The following is an 18560-nucleotide window of genomic DNA, read 5'->3' on the forward strand; positions in this document are numbered from 1 at the left end:
ATTATACATTTTCTACTTCTAGCGCTCTAAACGTTTGCACTTTTTGTAAAAATTGCCCCGATTTTTTAATATAATCCACTGCAAAATCCTTACTTGGTGCATTTTTTTGAATCTGATATATCAAATCTGCAAATGATCCATCAAGATTAATCTTTCCGCTAGCAACAAATTCTTCATCAAATTGACTAATAATACCTGCGTGAGTATTGGTCTTTTTATTTTCTGCTAATAACAATGCCTTAGCAGAGTTCACTAATGAACTATAAGCATGGTAAACTGCATCAGAATATACCGCATTATCAAAAGATCTTTTTGCATTCTCTATCTTTTCTTCACTTTCTAAAAACAAGGTCGCAATTAAATCAATGACTACACCTGCACACTCTCCTACTCCAATCGCTTTTACATACACTGAATCTGTTCCCCAATCTATAAAATCTTCTTGAGTTAGATTATCCACATTAGACAAGTCTGTAAGGAAATTATAAAAATATTTTTCACCCTTATCTTCATAATATGCTACAAAAGTCTTACCATTTGCATTCTGCTCAAAATCATCCAAAATTCTACGTAAAGCTTCAGGACCTTTTCTACTAGGAATTTTTACTACTTTATCTGCAAAACGTCCTTTTCCATCGCCTAGATTTCCTCCTCCAAGCAATACTTGCAATGCTGGAGCTACTAATTTATCTTTTGTTCTTACCGACATTCCCTGAAAACCAATATTTGCCATATTGTGTTGACCACAAGCGTTCATACATCCGCTGATCTTAATTACCAGATCTTCTTTCTCCAAATATTGAGGATATTCAGTTTTAATTACTCTTTCTAATTCCTCGGCAATACCCGTACTACTAGCAATCCCCAAATTACAGGTATCAGTTCCAGGACAAGCAGTAATATCAACCGCTTTATTGTATCCTGCTTCCACAAATCCTAATTTTTCTAATTCTTGATAGAAAAATGGAAGCAAGGCTTCTTTTACAAAGGGAATTAAAATATTTTGACGAAGTGATAATCTTATTTCTCCAGCAGCATATTTTTCAACTAAATCTGCTAGTAATCTGGCTTTATCTGTATAAAAATCACCTAATAAAACTTTAATTCCAATAGCAACATATCCTTCTTGTTTTTGCTGAATTACGTTGGTAGATTTCCATAAATAAAAAGCTTCTTGATTATCAACCTCTGCCTCAGGAACTTCAATTGAAATTGGGATTGATGCTTCATAAGCTTCTGCATCTATAGCGACTATTTTCTGCGTAATTGCATTTTGCTCTGCTTCTACTAATTCTTTAAAAGCTTCTACACCAATATCTTTTACTAAGAATTTCATTCTCGCTTTTGCTCTGCTTTTACGCTCTCCATGACGATCAAAAATCCTCAAAACCCCTTCCATTAAAGGAATAATCTTATCAGTTGGCAAAAAGCTATATAACTCATCTGCATGCCTTGGTTGCGAACCTAATCCACCAGCGAGCATGACTTTAAATCCTCTTATTCCTTGTTCTATTTTGGCAATAAAACCAAGATCATGCATATAAGATAATCCAGTATCTTCTTCTGTTCCAGAGAAAGACACTTTAAACTTACGTCCCATTTCCTGGCATATTGGATTTCTTAAAAAGAAACGAAACAATGCATCCGCATATGGAGATACATCAAAAGGCTCTTTTGGATCAATCCCTGCAGTTTCTGATGCTGTCACATTACGAACTGTATTCCCACAAGCTTCTCTAAGAGTTACATCATCTCTTTCTAACTCAGCCCAAAGCTCGGGTGTTCTATTCAAATCTACATAATGAATCTGAATATCTTGTCTTGTTGTTATATGTAATCTCCCTCTAGAATATTCGTCTGAGACGTCACAAATTCTTCGTAACTGATTGCTCAACACCTTACCGTATGGTAATTTAATACGAATCATCTGCACTCCTTCTTGGCGTTGCCCATATACTCCTCGTGCTAAACGAAGACTACGAAACTTCTCTTCATCAATTTTACCCTTATGGAATTGCTCAATTTTATTAGCTAATTCTATAATGTCATTTTGGACAATTGGGTTTTCTATTTCAGTTCTAAAACTTTGCATTTCTTTTCGTATTTGGACCTCTAAAAAAGAACATACTTATGACTTTTGTATACAGGTTTTCTAATTCTAAAAATTCTTGTTTTTGTTTTTCTCAGTTAACAGCTTTTAGCTACTCTATAAAACCTACTCCTGAAGTAGTATTAGTTTGAGAATCTATTAATATAAATGAGCCAGAAGCTTTATTCTTACTATAAGAATCAATAGCCAATGGTTTACTTAATTGTATCTGAACTTTACCTATTTCATTAAGGCTTAATGAATTCTTAGCAGTGTCTTCTCCAGAAAAATCAGTAGCAACAGTTCCACTGATACTTTTTATTTTTGCCAAAACCCTACTACTACCGCTCTGAATAAAATAATTTGTTCCTGGATTAAGGTCTCTACTATCCATCCAGCATATGGTAGCAATTAGTTGTTTTTCTACTCTAGGTTTTTCTGATGATTTCACTATCATATCTCCACGACTTACATTTACATCATCTTCTAACGTAATTGTACAGGAACTACCCCTACCTGCTGTATCAAACTTTTGATCAAAAAAGAAAATCTCTTTTACCTTGGAGGTAGTTAATGATGGCAAAATTGTTACCTCATCGTCTACAGAAAGGTCTCCTCCATACAGCTTACCGGCATACCCTCTAAAATCATGAAACTCATCTTTTTTAGGTCTAATTACAGTTTGCACAGGGAAACGCACTTCTGCTTTTTCATATACATCTTCTGCATCTAATTCTTCTAAATGTTCTAACAGTGTTTGACCATTATACCAAGGCGTATTTTTAGATTCGAACACTACATTATCTCCTTGCAACGCACTAACAGGAATAAAAGTTATATGCTGATCTTTATAATCACTTTTATCAACTAACTTTTGAAAATCAGCTTTAATTGCTTCATATTTCTCTTGAGAAAAATCGACCAAATCCATTTTATTAACAGCAACGATCACGTCCTTTACTCTCAGTAAATTATTGATGAAAAAGTGACGATATGTTTGTTCTATCACTCCTTTTCTAGCATCTACCAAAATAATAGAAGCTTGTGAGGTTGACGCTCCTGTAACCATATTTCTAGTGTATTCAATATGACCAGGAGTATCTGCTATAATATAACTCTTTGTCTTCGTTGAAAAGTAAATATGTGCTACATCAATTGTAATGCCTTGTTCTCGCTCAGCTACCAAACCATCCGTTGCCAATGAAAAATCTAAATAATCAAAACCGTTAGCTTTACTTCTGGTTTCAATTGCTTCTAATTTATCAGTTGTCAATGATTTTGTATCATATAAAATACGACCAATCAAAGTGCTTTTACCGTCATCTACACTTCCTGCTGTTGCTATTTTTAATACGTCCATCTTATTTTGGTTGGTTGTTAATTGTTGATAGTTGATGGTAAAATCTATTAACCAACAACTGATAACTATCAATTTATTTTAAAAATATCCTTGTTGTTTGCGTTTTTCCATGGCTGCTTCTGATCTTTTATCATCGATACGAGCTCCTCTTTCTGAAATTGTGGATTCTCTAATTTCTGCCACTACTTTGTCAATGGTAATTGCATCAGAAAGCACTGCAGCAGTACATGACATATCTCCTACCGTACGGAATCTAACCAATCTTTCTTCTACCAATTCGTCATCTTCTCTGTGTACTACCTCATCTTCTGCTGACCAGATCATACCATCTCTAATAAACGTTTTACGCGTATGTGCAAAATATATAGAAGGGATTTCAATTTCTTCTTTTTGGATATAGCTCCAAACATCTAATTCTGTCCAATTACTAATTGGGAACACACGAACATTCTGACCTAAATCAATTTTACCATTAAGGTGATCGAATAACTCTGGGCGTTGATTTTTTTCATCCCACTGACCAAAATCATCTCTTACCGAAAATATGCGTTCTTTTGCTCTTGCTTTTTCTTCATCTCGTCTTGCTCCACCAATAGCCGCGTCAAATTTAAACTCTTCCAATGCATCAAGAAGTGTTGTAGTTTGCAGACTATTACGACTTGCATACTTTCCTTTTTCTTCTGTTACTTTACCTTGATCTATAGAATCCTGAACATTACGAACAATTAACTCTACTCCAAGTTCTTTTACCAAACGATCTCTAAACTCAATAGTCTCAGGAAAATTGTGTCCTGTATCTATATGTAACAGAGGAAAAGGAATCCTACCAGGGTAGAATGCTTTTTGTGCTAATCTTACTAGGGTAATAGAATCTTTCCCGCCTGAAAAAAGTAGTACAGGCTTTTCAAATTGAGCTACTACTTCTCTAAAAATATAAATCGCCTCACTTTCTAAAGGATTCACTTTTAGTACTTTTGCACCCACAACTTGTTCTTTTATATGTTCAATTACTTCCATGTAATTTAATCTTTTTTTTTATATCTTTATCTAATTAGTATGAATCCCACATTCTCTATTATCTAGAACTTTTGTCGGATCGAAATACTTAAACTCATTTGGTAAACTATGTTGCTCTAAATACACATCCAATTCTGCATCACTGTAGTAATAAAAAGGACTTACTTTTAATACTCCGTCATTACCTAAACTTAAAATATCTAATGAATCTCGTAATGCCGTTTGCCCTTTTCTAAGATTCGTAAACCACACATCTGGTTTAAAATCTTCCATAGCCCGTTTAAAAGGCTCTAACTTTACTTGTTGTGTAAATATTTTATGTTTTGGATCATCAATATCAGGAATCCCCATTACTATATCTCTATGTGCTGATGTTTGTTTTGGAACGTACAATTGAACATTCAGATCTAGTAAATCAATCACTTCTTCGGCATGCTTATACGTATTAGGTGTATTATACCCTGAGTCACACCATATCACAGGAATATCAGACAAGGCTTTAGAACTTACACTAAGAATTGCGGCTTCATAAGGCCTAAAATTAGTAGTTACCACCGGAGTTTTTGCATTTAAAACTGCCCATTGAGTAATCTCTAATGGAGTTTTATCCTGTAGTGTATTATTTAAGTGCTCTATTTCCTTTTTTGTAAATTTCATTTTTCTAATTCTTTTTCTGTCACTTCAAGCTTAGTCGAGAAGCAAAAGCGCAATTATCTTCCCCACTTAATACGATTCCAGATTCTTTCGTGAAAGAAATACAGAATCATTTTTGTAATAAAATCAATTGATGCTATCGATGTCGCTAATGCTATTTCACCTGTTAAGACATAAGAGACTATCAATGTATCTAATGTGCCAATCACTCTCCAACTAACAGCCTTCGCTATACTACGCAACGGTTTCTCTGAAGTTCTATCAGTCTCGTACGATGTTTTCTTCGTAGCTACCTTATCTAATATCATTTGATCAACAATCATTTTTTTTTAATAAAACCAATTACCCTATCGGAATAGTAGGCTATTGAACAAATGTATATATAAAAATCTATTCATTAGTCCTAAAACTTTGAAAAAATTACTAGAAATGAAAGAATTATGATATTATTAATAAAAAGCCTAGTGATTTAGTAGATTATTATCGAAGTAAGCAATCTCATAAAGAATCTAGCACAACAACTTCTATTTTTTTGGTACTGCTATTATTAAAGGTGTCCCATATTTTAATTTCTAAAGTGTGATATCCTAGAGATAATGTTTTTAAAATATAAGAAATTGATCCCTTTCTATAACTATTTTCTTTATTAGTAAAAAAATCATTTAGCATCACCTCTTCCTTTTCTTTTCCGTCAATAATCATTTTCATTTGATGGCCAATTCCCATTCTAGATAAATTGATCCCATTTTGGTCGGCAAGCTCAATTTTTAGTTCCGGGTTAGCTGTAACAATGTTAATTGCTTTCGATTTTTCATCATTTATAAATACTTCAATCTCTGGTCCTTTGGTATCTGGCAATCTTATATTTGACATTCCTCCCAATAATATATTTTCGCATACGCCAACAGCATCTTCTGAAACATTATTCATTTTAGCATATAAACTTATTTTACAATTACCTATAGACATATCTATATCTTTTGGGACTACGAACTCGAAATCAAACACTCCTTTTTTAATATCAAAATTTCCGCTGTATATTATTAGATCTTGATCTTTATATTCTAGCTGTATAAGATTGCCTTTTCTATTTCTAATATTATTATTCCCCAATGTCTTTTTATTTGTTTTTTTATCAAATATTTTGATAAAAACTTCTCCATCGTAATTCTTTTTAACATTCTGTAATGTATCTACTAGTTGTCCGGCTATTCTAATCTTATTTAGAGCTTTCATCGTGTCTCTAAACTTTTGGAGTGGAATATCGTTAATTTTAGTAATACGAATACCAGGTCGAGGCATTTGAAGCGACATTGCTGGATCTCCTATAAAAAAAACACTTCTTTTGTCTTGATATCTTAATTCATTTTTAAGCTTCAACACCGTTTCGGCAGGTTTTAGATAAGGACCATTTTCTAAAAAAAGAGTTTTCATTATTTTATTATTGATACGAACTCCTGCGTTCATAAATATTTCTCTAGTAGTCGCAATCATTGCTATAGCACCTCCATTTGGATTTCTAAAAACATGTTCTCCAACAGAAATATCAAAAGGGTTATCAAATCGAGTTGCCAAACAGGTCACCGTAATAAATAATGGTAGCTTATCTTTATTTTTAAGGTTGATAGCATCTTTTTTTGTAAAGAAAAACTCAGTCCCGAAACCTTCTTCTTCAGCGTGTCCAAAATAATCTAATACTGCAACACCTTTTTCTATTTTTTTTATTAGTGCTTTAGTCACATCTGGATATTGCTCACCACCGGACGTTGATTTTTGAATATATGCATCACTATATACTTTGGAAATATTTAAAAAAGGATACTTTTTAATCAAAGAGTTTCCTAAGTTATCCAAATTTCTTTGAATACCCTGTTCCCAAACTTCATCTACATCATCTGATAGCAGAAGGATATTATTCCTCCAATCCCCAAAAGAACTTTCCTGATAGTATCTTATAAATTTATTAACCACATCATTAGCCATTATATCCGTATCAACTAATATTCTCCCAAGCACAATATCAAGTTCATCCGTTGATTTCATTTCTCCTTCTTCTGGATCCATCATTGCAAAAAAATCATCAGACACATATGATCTCGTCTTTGAAAAACTTTCATAACTCATAAAACTTGGAATTACATTTTTCTTGTACGTGCTTAACAAAGAAGTATTATTGAGGATCTGCTTATAATCTACAGTGGCATTTCCCATAAAACATACATAAGAAAGTTTCTTACTATCGTCTGATGCGTTTTCATACACATACCTAATAAAATTACGGATTGCACCTATATCCTGTTTTCCACTACTAAACTCATTATAGATTTTCTGTACAAGAACTACTTTAACATTCATCTTGTTTTGTGTTCTATGAAAATCAGCCAATCGTTCTGCAGCCGTTACCATATCTTTTTGGGTTATAATAACATAATCAACATTTTTGAAATTATTTTCTTTATCTAGAAAAATAGTTCCTTTCAGATCTTGATTCTCTACAATACTCTGTATTGGTTTTAAAGGCTCATAGAAATCAGTATTAGTCACCGCAACAAACTTTCTTTTAGTATCTAATTGAATTTTAAAAGAAAATTTATTGGAAAAAGTAGTGTTTTCGAAAAACCTAATCATCTCTGGATTCGTTACATCCCAAACTTCGGATATATTCTTAGTTTTTTTCAATTCTATTCGTCCAATTTCGTGTTTAGAATTATCATTGGGAATCGTGAATTTTAATTGTTTATCTGATCCGACCAATAATCTTTCTGCAGAAACTCGGATGTAATCCAGATAACTTTTTCCTAGTGCTTTTTTGTCTTCCACTTCATATCGTACGCTAATCTTAATAGAATCCGCATGGTTTTTAATCGTTTTTTCTAAACTACCTTCTATACCTATTAATCTGTCTGATATAGACCTAAATTTAATTTCTCCCACTTCTTTTTGGTTTAATCTAACCTTAAGTTTTGATGGTTTATGGGATTTAGCTACTGCAACAATTGTATATGTAATTGCAGTTCCATCTGACTTATTAGGGAAATAAAACGAAAATTGTTTTTCTTCATTGTTTTCTATTTTATCCCCTAACCATCTTCTCCCCATCATCCCGATATTATACTGATCCATTTCGTAAAACTGATCTTCTTCGAATGTGGTGATAGTTGTATCTGCTTTTTTGTTAAAGGATTCTGAATTGACTACCCTACGTCCCTTTTTTCCAGATGTGGTAATAAAATAATACGATTCATCATCGTATACATTAATATGTGTTTTACTATCCCTGTTGTATGCTTTCGTGCCTTGACCATAAAATAGGATATAATCGTCTTCGGATAGCATACCGTCCTCTCCTCCCACTACTTTTACAGCATTTTCCTTTAGATCAAACTCAGTGTTTTTACTATTCTTAAGAGGAAGCATATGTCCTCCATTTCCATAAATTTTAATTGTTGTAGGATCTATTGTAGTAACATCGATACCTAAACTAGATAAAAACTCTGGAGTAAGTTTATATATTCCTGTTTTCTCTATGTAAAACTTGTACCAGTCACCTCTTGCTAATACAGAGCGAGATAAAGGAATTTTTTTTACAATCTGTTCGGTTGTATCTTTTCTTTTTTCAGAAATAAGCTGTGATTGATTTCCATAAAAAAAAGTACTCAACAAAGGAATACAACATAATAGGATACTTCTTTTCATAAAAATAAAATGCTAAAAATAAATATACATTTTATATTTCATGAATTGTACCATTCTTGTTTATAAAGAAATGATATCATTAATAATTTGAAATTCTTTTTATTCTAATTCTTAACTACAATGATATTACTCTTACTAAAAAAACATTATATTTTTTCCAATGCCTGCTCCAGATCCGCAATAATATCATCTATATGCTCCAGCCCAACAGAACATCTAACCATTCCATCTGTAATCCCAACAGTTAACTTATCTTCTATAGCTAATTTACTATGCGTGGTCGATGCAGGATGCGTAACAATCGTTCTGGTATCTCCTAGATTTGCCGAAAGTGAACACATTTTGATACTATCAAAAAATGTTTTCCCCCCATCAACTCCATTTTTTACTTCAAAAGCTACGATATTACCTCCCAATTTCATTTGTTTCTTGGCTACTTCATATTGTGGATGAGATTTTAGAAACGGATATTTTACCCAATTCACCTTAGGGTGTGATTCTAAAAATTCAGCCAATTTTAACGCATTCTCACAATGTCGATCGACTCTTACGGCTAGTGTCTCTAAACTTTTTGACAATACCCAAGCATTAAACGGTGATAAAGCAGGCCCTGTATTTCGCGAAAACAAATAAATTTCTCTGATTAATTCCTTTTTTCCAACAGTAACTCCACCTAATACGCGCCCTTGTCCGTCAATTAATTTTGTAGCTGAATGGATTACAAGATCAGCTCCAAACTTTATTGGGTTTTGTAAATATGGCGTCGCAAAACAATTATCAATAATCAATAACAACTCATGTTTTTTTGCAATCTCACCTAGTAACTCTAAATCTAGCACATCTACTCCAGGATTGGTAGGAGATTCTGCATAGATAATTTTTGTATTAGGTTGTATTAAGCTTTCTACCTTATCAACCTCATTAACTGGAAAATAACTTGTCTCTATATTCCACTTAGGGAAGTATTTAGTAAACAACGAATGTGTAGAACCGAATACAGATCGCGCAGAAACGATATGATCTCCCGCATCTAGCAATGCAGCAAATGTAGAAAACACTGCCGCCATTCCCGTTGCAAAGGCGTAACCGTCTTCTGCTCCTTCTAATTTGCAGATTTTATCCACAAACTCTGTGGTATTCGGGTTACTAAAACGACTATATAAATTACGATCTTTCTCTTCTGCAAAGGCTGCTCTCATTTCCTCAGAATCTTCAAAAACAAATCCTGATGTTAGATACATTGGTGTAGAATGTTCTAAAAACTGAGTTTTTTCTGTCTGAGTTCTTACAGCTTGCGTTTCAAAATTGTGGCTCTCTAAGCTCATACTTCTTCGTTATTAACGACTACTTTATATTTGATCGTTGCAGTTGGCTCTAATGTTTTTGATACAGAGCAATATTTTTCGAATGATAATTGCGCAGCTCTTTTTGCCTTTTCTGGAGCTATCTTTCCTTCTAAATACACAGTAACCGAAATCTCTTTAAAAGGTTTCGCTCCATCAATTTCTACTCTTGATCCATCTACTTCAGCACGGTAATCTGTAATTTCTTGTCGTTGTTTTTTTAATATAGAAATCACGTCAATCGCGCTACATCCAGCAACTCCCATTAACACATATTCCATTGGACTAGGTGCTAAATCATGTCCTCCAACTTCAGGTTTACTATCTATATGAGTTATATGTCCTCTTTCATTTTTTAGTTCGAAATGATAATCGTTATCTATTCTCTTTAATTCTATTTTCATTTTATATGTTTTATCTATTTTATTTGGACATTGCCTTTCAAATATACTCAGTGTTGAGCTTTCTGCTATATCTTTTTTTTACTCTGTCAATACCCTTCGACTCCACTCAGGGAAACAGATTATAAAAAGGATGTCGCTTCAATCCTTAACGCAATTAATTTTTATCCTTTTTCAGTTAATCTTAATATATCGCCAAAGACTCCTCTAGCTGTTACCGCTGCTCCTGCTCCTGCTCCCTGAATTACTATCGGTTGATCTCCGTATGATTCTGTATATATTTCGAATATAGAGTCGGATCCTTTTACCTGTCCTAACGCGCTACTTTCAAAAACAGACACCAATTTAACATCCAGAATACCTTTTTCTTTGAATAAATCTCCATGTAAATCTCCAATATATCTAAGCACATGATTAGGTTTTTGTTCATCTTTTATTTTTTGATATACAGCATCTAATTCTTTTAATTTTTTCAAAAACTCATTTGCATCTCCTTCTCTTAAATTCATAGGAATCAGATTATGGATATTAATATCAGTAAATTCATTACTAAGATCTAGTTCTCGTGCTAAAATTAGCAACTTCCTCGCAACATCATTTCCGCATAAATCTTCTCTAGGATCAGGCTCGGTAAATCCTTTACCAATAGCTTCTTGTAAGACTTCACTAAATTGCCTTTCTTCTGCTGAAAAGGTATTAAACAAATAGCTTAATGATCCAGAAAAAACACCTTTAATTCTTGTTATATTTTCACCTGATAGATGCAAAAGCTTGATTGTATCTATTAGCGGTAATCCAGCACCTACATTTGTTTCATAAAAATATTGTTTTTGATGTTCTTCTAACTTTACTCGAAGTTCTTTATAGAAATCAAAACTTAATGTATTTGCCACTTTATTCGATGAAACCAAATCAAATCCATTTTCTACCAAAGGAATATAATTATCTATAAATACTTCACTAGCTGTATTATCAATCGCTATCAAATTTTCTAAATGATGTTCATCTGCAAATTTAATGAGGTCTTCTATTTGATAAGAGATTCCTTCTTTTATATCCGATTGCCAATTAGCATCAATTCCCTGTTTATTTAAAAGTATTTTTTTGGAATTTGCAACTGCAAAAATATTTAAGTCAATCTTTTTTCTTTTTTCAATATTTTTTGCCGATTTCAAAACCTGGTCAATAAGCGTTCCCCCTACCAATCCGTGTCCAAATACTGCAATATTTATTTTTTTTGCTACTCCAAAAATTTCTCCATGAATAACATTCAGTGCTTTATGAAGCTGGTTTTTGTAAACGACTAGGCTTACATTTTTTCCAGAAACAGTATTATTAAAAAGTAAAGGAATTACCTGATTCTTAATCAACGCATTATATGGGCGATGAAAAGTACTTAAATCTTGTCCGATAATAGAAATTACAGATACTTCGTTTTCTACGGTGATTGTATTTACATCTCGTTTATAAAAGTCCGTCTCGAATTCTTGTTCCAAAACCTTTTTAGCTTCTATTGCTTTATTCGCTTCTACAACTAATCCTATACCTCTTTCTGAAGAGCCTTGAGAAATTATACTTACACTGATATTTTTATAAGCTAGTGCTTTAAAAATCCTTGCGTCTACACCTACTTTCCCTAACAAACCTCTTCCTTCTAAATTAATTAAAGAAACGTTTTCTAAAACCGAAAGAGATTTAATTCCTTTCTCATTATTTTCTGCAGTAATTAAAGTACCTTTATTTTTATAATCAAAAGTATTTAAAATACGTAAAGGAATATTTTTTTCTATCAGCGGAATAATGGTTTTAGCGTGAAGAATATTAGCTCCAAAATAAGCTAATTCATTAGCTTCCGTAAAGGATAGTTTTTCTATTTTTTTTGCATCAGATACCAAATCAGGATTTGCAGTATAAATACCACTTACATGAGTGAAATTTTGTAATTCTTCTGCGTCCAAGTAATTTGCCAATAAGGCAGCTGTATAATTACTACCATTTCTACCAAGAGTTGTCGTTTCATTATTCGTGTTCGATGCAATAAAGCCAGTAACTACATTAACTGTTGTTCCATTATATTTTTCGAAATGATCAACTACATTTTTTTTAGACAATTTATCCAAAGGTTCAGCCTCACCAAACTTGCCATCAGTTTTGATTAATTCTCTACTATCCGTAAAGTTAGCATTCACTCCTTTTCCTTTAAGAATATGAGTAAGTAGTTTTGCAGAAATCACCTCTCCTTGCGACAATACTTGGTCTTTTATTCTTTTGCTATAATCTCCTAATAATGATACTCCCTCAAAAAGCTTACTTAACGTTTCAAACTCATCATCTGCATTAAAATTTGGATATCCCGCTACTTGATATTGTTTAAATACTTCTAATTGTTTTTTATAACTTTCGTTTTTTACAGCTTTATTTAAAATAGCTTCTAGTTCATCCGTTGATTTACCTCTGGCAGATAGCACCACTGTAATCGATTCGCCATTACTAACTTTATCTTCTATTATATCAACCACTTTATGAATTCCTTCACCGTTTGATAGTGATTTCCCTCCAAATTTTAAAATCTTCATCTTTATATTATTTTTAAAACACATCTGCTAACAACTTACTGAGTTGATCAAATTCTATTAAAAATGCGTCATGTCCGTGAACGGAATCTATAATCTGATGTGTCACATTTTGTTTTACCTCTCTTAACTCTTTAAAAGTGTTTTCATCCTCTGCCGCAGTAAAAAATCCATCAGAATTCACACTGATAATATGAATATTAGATTTAATTGTAACCGCCACTTCTTTAAAACTTTGTCTTCCTTCTGTTATATCAATATTTGCCAGTATGTAATTCAATTCTTTATATGCTGAAAGCGTGAATCGCTCATCCAGTTTGCTTCCGTGATGAAATAACCAGCTTTCTACATTGAACATACTCTTATCGTCATTATAACTTCTATCAAATTTTTGTTTAAATGACTCCGGAGATCTGTAGATAAGCATTGCATGTAATCTGGCATCGTGGACAGGCTTATCAGAATTTAATAAAATCTGTTCTTGTACTAAGCAATTTGCCTTTAACCAATCGGTAGATTTCCAATCAGTAGCTACAGGAATTAAATGATCTATCAAACTAGGTTTTATAGCAGCAAGTTCCCAGGCAATTCCACCTCCAACAGATCCCCCAATAGCAGCGTGAAGATTACTAATATTTAATTGCTCCAATCCTTTTGCAAAAATCATAGCAATATCTCTAGCGTTAAAAAGTTTATAATCTAAAACTAAATTATCTTCTTCACCATCATAACCATTACCCGGAATATTAAATGATAAAACAGTGTACTTATCTGTATCTATGCATTTTCCGCTTCCTATCAAACCATTCCACCATCCTTGATCTCCACAAACCTTGGAATTACCTGTCAATGCGTGATTCACGAAAACTATTGGAGCCTTATGTAAAGATTTCCCAAACACTTCATAAAACAAAGAGATTTTATCAACTTTTTCACCTTTAGAAGTAATGAAATCAGATATTTGAACTTGTTGGAGCATATTTTACGTTAACTTCAGAAAGAGTACAATCGACCCTTGTTAAAGGGTTAGAAACTCAATTCTAATAAATTATATTTATTTTACTTTTTCGGTTACTTTGGCAAATGCACTTTTTAGATCTGTTTTTAAATCCTGTATATCTTCCAACCCAACTGAAAGCCTTATCAAATCCTGAGTTACCCCGGTTGATTCTTGTTGTTCAGGATTTAACTGCTGATGCGTAGTACTAGCAGGATGAATAATCAAAGATTTAGAATCTCCAATATTTGCTAATAATGAAAATATTTTGGTTTCATTTGCTACTGTTTTAGCAGAATCGAAACCTCCCTTTATTCCAAAAGTTATAATACCACTCTGACCTTTAGGAAGATATTCTTTTGCCAGCTTATTATAAGGATCATTTTCTAATCCCGGATATTTCACCCAAGTAACTTCATCTTGTTCCTGTAACCATTTGGACAATGAAAGTGCGTTCTCACTATGTTTCTTAATTCTAATTTCCAAGGTTTCTAGTCCTTGTATAATCTGAAATGCATTAAAAGGGCTTAAAGCTGCACCGTGATCTCGCAATCCTTCTATTCGTGCCTTAGCAATAAATGCTGCTGCACCTAAAGCATCATGATATACCAACCCATGATAACCTGGCGATGGCTCTGTAAATTCAGGGAATTTACCGCTAGACCAGTCAAAAGTTCCTGCATCAATGATCACACCACCAAGAGAAGTTCCATTCCCACTAATATATTTTGTTAGTGAATGAATTACGATATTAGCTCCATATTCTATCGGATTCAATAAAGCAGGTGTAGCCACTGTATTATCCACTATAAGAGGAACTTTATAAGCTTTAGCCTCTGCAGAAATTGCTTTAAGGTCCAATACATCTAACTTTGGATTACCAAGTGATTCTACAAAAAATACTCTGGTGTTCTCTTGTACTGCACTTTTAAAATTCTCGGCATCCGAGGGATCTACAAAAGTTGTTGTGATTCCAAATCTGGGAAGTGTTACATTTAAAAGGTTATATGTCCCACCATATAAACTACTAGAAGCAACAATATGATCCCCAGCTTTTAACAATGTTAATAATGTGGTATTAATTGCTGCAGTACCCGATGCGGTTACTACCGCTGCAATTCCACCTTCTAAGGCTGCCAAGCGTTGTTCCAAAATATCGTTTGTAGGATTGTTTAATCTAGTATAGATAAACCCAGCTTCTGATAAATTAAACAAATTAGCAGCATGATCAGCATCATTAAAAACATAGGATGTAGTTTGATAAATAGGAACTGCTCTTGTTCCTCCATTAGTTTTCACGTTATGTCCCGCGTGTAAAGCTTCTGTTGCAAATTTTTGTGCACTCATAATTTTCTATTTTAAATTTTAAATAATTAATAAAACTCAAATACATCAAACACTACTTAGTGTATGGTTATAGAAAATTAAAAAGAAAGGAAACGACAGTTACAAGAGTTGTAATTGTATCGAGTTATCTTCTTCGTCTATGACGAATAGAATTTAGCACCTTCTTTAAAATCCTGATATACATCAGAACATATAAAGGGTTGCTAAGGTTTCATAGGGTCTATTCCCTCCACCTTTCTTAATAACTTACTAATATGTATAAGAAACTTCGGAACAAATCTAGTAATTATTTTCAAACTTGAAACAATTTGTTTTAAAAATTATATGTATCGAAAAAACACCCACAAAAAGAAATTTCTATTAGAAGAAAATTAATGATACGTTAAATCCTTTCGAATATTATCATTTTTTTTACCTTTGCCGAATTAATAAAAAGGGATAGATTTGACTGATTGCAACCCTAAAGAGCTGAAAACATCAGTATTCATAAGAGAACATTGAATCAATTCAGTAATTAAATGCTAAAGCAGTTCGATACAATAGTATTCTAATCGAAAGCTTCTTTATTGCAATCTCGTCATATTTATTATAGTTTATTCTATAAAAACAAAAAAAGAATGGCATATTTATTTACTTCGGAAAGTGTATCTGAAGGACATCCGGATAAAGTAGCAGATCAAATTAGTGATGCTTTATTAGATAACTTTTTAGCGTTTGATAAAGACTCAAAAGTTGCTTGTGAAACTTTGGTAACTACTGGTCAAGTTGTACTTGCCGGAGAGGTTAAATCTAAAACGTACCTTGATGTACAGCAAATTGCAAGAGAAGTAATCAACGAAATCGGCTACACGAAAGGAGCTTATCAATTTAGTGGAGACTCTTGTGGTGTAATTTCTCTTATTCACGAGCAATCTCAAGACATCAACCAGGGTGTAGACAGAGAGACTAAAGAAGAGCAAGGTGCTGGTGATCAAGGAATGATGTTTGGCTATGCTACTAAAGAGACTGAAAATTATATGCCTCTAGCATTAGATATTTCTCATAAGATTCTTATTGAATTAGCTAAATTAAGAAGAGAAGGAACCGAAATTCCTTATTTACGTCCGGATTCTAAAAGTCAAGTAACTATAGAATATAGTGATGATAATGTTCCTCAACGTATTGTAGCTATTGTTGTATCTACACAGCATGATGATTTTGATATTGATGACGATGTTATGTTAGCAAAAATCAAAAATGACATTGTTTCTATACTAATACCTAGAGTAGTTTCTCAGTTACCTAAATATGTACAAGATTTATTTAATGATCAAATAACATATCATATTAACCCTACCGGTAAATTCGTAATTGGCGGACCACATGGAGATACCGGTCTTACTGGACGTAAAATTATTGTTGACACATACGGCGGTAAAGGAGCTCACGGTGGTGGAGCATTCTCAGGAAAAGATCCTAGTAAAGTAGACCGTTCTGCGGCTTATGCATCAAGACATATCGCCAAAAATCTAGTTGCTGCAGGTGTTTCAAGTGAGGCATTGGTACAAGTATCTTATGCCATTGGAGTAGTAGAACCAACTTCAATTTTTGTTGACACCTATGGCACAAGTAATCTAGACATTACTGATGGAGAAATTGCAGAAACGGTAGCAAAAATCTTTGATATGCGACCAGCAGCCATTGAAGAACGTCTTAAGTTACGTAATCCTATTTATAAAGAAACTGCAGCATATGGACATATGGGAAAAGAATCAAAAATCGTAACAAAAGTTTTTGAAAGTCCATACTCTGGTAGAGTAGAAAAAGAAGTAGAATTATTTACCTGGGAAAAACTTGATTATGTAGATCAGGTAAAAAAGGTTTTCAAAATCTAATTTTTATCATTAATTTAATGTAAATTTATAACCTCCAATCATTTATGGTTTTGATTTAGTACTAAAACTAGTTTTAGTACTAAATCAAATTCTATAAGAAGACCTACGAATACTAAATTGTTAAAGTAACTATTATTCTAAACTAATATCTTTAGCACAAATGATTAAATTATCAAAAAAAGTATTGAAATGAGATTAAAAATTGGAATCGCTTTCATATTGTTTTGTATCTGTAGTGTATCTTTTGGACAAGATTACAAAAACAATACTAAATCCCTCAAAGAAGTTGATATCAAGATAGAGGAAGGGCAATACAGTGCAGATAATTCTGTATCCGCAGACAGATTAATAATTGCAAGTTCTGAAAATACTGATTTAAGTCAAGATTATACTTCTTCTTGTACGGACGAAGAATGGGCGGACATTAAAAAACAAATTCTAAATAATAAAAAAAGAGTTTCAAAAAATAACGAAGTTTTTACTTCTAAAATCATAGACACTGTTTTTGTTACTACTCAAAATTTCGATAAAAAATCGCAATTATCTGGTTGGTAAAACAAAGACTTATTATCTAATACAAATACTATAAAGACTGTCTTTTTCGACAGTCTTTTTTTATAGTTAATAAATCTACTTCTTAGTTAAGGGGACAATTCCTAAAAAAAAAGGGTTGTTTTCCCTATAGCAATATCATTATAAACACACTAAATTAGCTTCTGAAAATCAAACAGTTATAAAAAAAAGAACTATGAAATTAAAGATAATAATAATGATAGCTTTGATATGGATTGGTCAAAGCACATTCGGACAAGTTAGTGAAACTAAAAATGACACAATAGAAAACACTAACTCTGAAGACCTAAAGGAAAAAGATACTAAGGATACTCTTATTAAATCCGTTTCCGAACAAGACATATCTTATAACAGTAAGAATGAGACATTTTATAGCGAAAAGGAGTGGAAAAAAGTTAAAAGACAAATTCGAAGAAATAAAAAAAGAATTACAAGTAATAGAGATGGAATTCATAACTCAAAGATCTTAGACACTGTTTATTTAGAGATAAAAATTCCTAAAACCAATTCACAAATTACTGATTGGTAAAAGGCTAAGAAAGGCTTGTCTAAGTTTTTTTTATATTACAATGATATCCTATCTAAGATTTTGAAAGAAATCGGAAAAGATTCTTACTTCCACATTATATCGGTGTA

Annotated in this window: 14 protein-coding genes and 1 riboswitch; of the genes, 3 read left to right on the forward strand and 11 right to left on the reverse strand. The window is 32.7% G+C overall.

Annotated elements, in window-relative coordinates; genetic code table 11:
* Nucleotide 1: 1 nt before the first annotated feature.
* The 11 genes from Q0921_RS08160 to Q0921_RS08205 form a co-directional block, all read right to left on the reverse strand.
* Entirely contained in the window at nt 2-2092 is a 2091-nt protein-coding gene (locus Q0921_RS08160) for a HEPN domain-containing protein (RefSeq protein ID WP_299255805.1), read from the reverse strand.
* A 109-nt stretch (nt 2093-2201) separates the two neighbouring features.
* A complete protein-coding gene (locus tag Q0921_RS08165; RefSeq protein WP_299255807.1) occupies nt 2202-3449 on the reverse strand; it encodes a GTP-binding protein in 1248 nt (415 codons plus the stop codon).
* A 78-nt stretch (nt 3450-3527) separates the two neighbouring features.
* Nucleotides 3528-4466, reverse strand: a complete 939-nt coding sequence (cysD, locus tag Q0921_RS08170) for a sulfate adenylyltransferase subunit CysD (RefSeq protein WP_299255809.1) — start codon at nt 4464-4466, stop codon at nt 3528-3530.
* A 30-nt stretch (nt 4467-4496) separates the two neighbouring features.
* Nucleotides 4497-5123, reverse strand: a complete 627-nt coding sequence (locus tag Q0921_RS08175; RefSeq protein WP_299255811.1) for a phosphoadenosine phosphosulfate reductase family protein — start codon at nt 5121-5123, stop codon at nt 4497-4499.
* Nucleotides 5124-5176: 53 nt separating this feature from the next.
* On the reverse strand, nt 5177-5443 hold the full coding sequence (locus Q0921_RS08180; protein ID WP_299255813.1) for a DUF2061 domain-containing protein: 267 nt from the start codon (nt 5441-5443) through the stop codon (nt 5177-5179).
* A gap of 175 nt (nt 5444-5618) precedes the next feature.
* Nucleotides 5619-8816, reverse strand: coding sequence for a type IX secretion system sortase PorU (gene porU, locus Q0921_RS08185; RefSeq protein WP_299255814.1), 3198 nt, complete (start codon nt 8814-8816; stop codon nt 5619-5621).
* A gap of 146 nt (nt 8817-8962) precedes the next feature.
* A complete protein-coding gene (locus tag Q0921_RS08190; protein ID WP_299255816.1) occupies nt 8963-10141 on the reverse strand; it encodes an aminotransferase class I/II-fold pyridoxal phosphate-dependent enzyme in 1179 nt (392 codons plus the stop codon).
* Nucleotides 10138-10563, reverse strand: coding sequence for an OsmC family protein (locus Q0921_RS08195; RefSeq protein WP_299255818.1), 426 nt, complete (start codon nt 10561-10563; stop codon nt 10138-10140). The genes Q0921_RS08190 and Q0921_RS08195 overlap by 4 nt, the downstream gene beginning before the upstream one ends.
* 161 nt (nt 10564-10724) lie before the next feature.
* A complete protein-coding gene (thrA, locus tag Q0921_RS08200; protein WP_367183331.1) occupies nt 10725-13136 on the reverse strand; it encodes a bifunctional aspartate kinase/homoserine dehydrogenase I in 2412 nt (803 codons plus the stop codon).
* 13 nt (nt 13137-13149) lie between these two features.
* Complete coding sequence (locus tag Q0921_RS25060) at nt 13150-14112, reverse strand: alpha/beta fold hydrolase (RefSeq protein ID WP_367183332.1); 963 nt, start codon at nt 14110-14112, stop codon at nt 13150-13152.
* A 75-nt stretch (nt 14113-14187) separates the two neighbouring features.
* Complete coding sequence (locus tag Q0921_RS08205; RefSeq protein ID WP_299255820.1) at nt 14188-15477, reverse strand: O-acetylhomoserine aminocarboxypropyltransferase/cysteine synthase family protein; 1290 nt, start codon at nt 15475-15477, stop codon at nt 14188-14190.
* 121 nt (nt 15478-15598) lie between these two features.
* Nucleotides 15599-15725, reverse strand: a riboswitch (SAM riboswitch).
* A gap of 369 nt (nt 15726-16094) precedes the next feature.
* Here Q0921_RS08205 and metK point away from each other — a divergent pair.
* The 3 genes from metK (at nt 16095) to Q0921_RS08220 (ending at nt 18453) form a co-directional block, all read left to right on the forward strand.
* Nucleotides 16095-17351 carry a methionine adenosyltransferase gene (gene metK, locus Q0921_RS08210; RefSeq protein ID WP_299255822.1) on the forward strand — a complete coding sequence of 419 codons (1257 nt, stop codon included), beginning with the start codon at nt 16095-16097 and terminating at the stop codon, nt 17349-17351.
* A gap of 189 nt (nt 17352-17540) precedes the next feature.
* Complete coding sequence (locus Q0921_RS08215) at nt 17541-17906, forward strand: hypothetical protein (RefSeq protein ID WP_299255824.1); 366 nt, start codon at nt 17541-17543, stop codon at nt 17904-17906.
* A gap of 193 nt (nt 17907-18099) precedes the next feature.
* Nucleotides 18100-18453: a hypothetical protein gene (locus Q0921_RS08220; RefSeq protein ID WP_299255826.1), complete on the forward strand. Its 354-nt coding sequence runs from the start codon at nt 18100-18102 to the stop codon at nt 18451-18453.
* Nucleotides 18454-18560: the final 107 nt, after the last annotated feature.

The sequence above is a fragment of the uncultured Aquimarina sp. genome (genome assembly GCF_947496855.1).
GTDB lineage: Bacteria > Bacteroidota > Bacteroidia > Flavobacteriales > Flavobacteriaceae > Aquimarina.

Coding starts and splice junctions, on each gene's coding strand:
- Q0921_RS08160 (WP_299255805.1), bottom strand. CDS start 2,092: ATGCAAAGTTTTAGAACTGAAATAGAAAACCCAATTGTCCAAAATGAC.
- Q0921_RS08165 (WP_299255807.1), bottom strand. CDS start 3,449: ATGGACGTATTAAAAATAGCAACAGCAGGAAGTGTAGATGACGGTAAA.
- cysD (WP_299255809.1), bottom strand. CDS start 4,466: ATGGAAGTAATTGAACATATAAAAGAACAAGTTGTGGGTGCAAAAGTA.
- Q0921_RS08175 (WP_299255811.1), bottom strand. CDS start 5,123: ATGAAATTTACAAAAAAGGAAATAGAGCACTTAAATAATACACTACAG.
- Q0921_RS08180 (WP_299255813.1), bottom strand. CDS start 5,443: ATGATTGTTGATCAAATGATATTAGATAAGGTAGCTACGAAGAAAACA.
- porU (WP_299255814.1), bottom strand. CDS start 8,816: ATGAAAAGAAGTATCCTATTATGTTGTATTCCTTTGTTGAGTACTTTT.
- Q0921_RS08190 (WP_299255816.1), bottom strand. CDS start 10,141: ATGAGCTTAGAGAGCCACAATTTTGAAACGCAAGCTGTAAGAACTCAG.
- Q0921_RS08195 (WP_299255818.1), bottom strand. CDS start 10,563: ATGAAAATAGAATTAAAGAGAATAGATAACGATTATCATTTCGAACTA.
- thrA (WP_367183331.1), bottom strand. CDS start 13,136: ATGAAGATTTTAAAATTTGGAGGGAAATCACTATCAAACGGTGAAGGA.
- Q0921_RS25060 (WP_367183332.1), bottom strand. CDS start 14,112: ATGCTCCAACAAGTTCAAATATCTGATTTCATTACTTCTAAAGGTGAA.
- Q0921_RS08205 (WP_299255820.1), bottom strand. CDS start 15,477: ATGAGTGCACAAAAATTTGCAACAGAAGCTTTACACGCGGGACATAAC.
- metK (WP_299255822.1), top strand. CDS start 16,095: ATGGCATATTTATTTACTTCGGAAAGTGTATCTGAAGGACATCCGGAT.
- Q0921_RS08215 (WP_299255824.1), top strand. CDS start 17,541: ATGAGATTAAAAATTGGAATCGCTTTCATATTGTTTTGTATCTGTAGT.
- Q0921_RS08220 (WP_299255826.1), top strand. CDS start 18,100: ATGAAATTAAAGATAATAATAATGATAGCTTTGATATGGATTGGTCAA.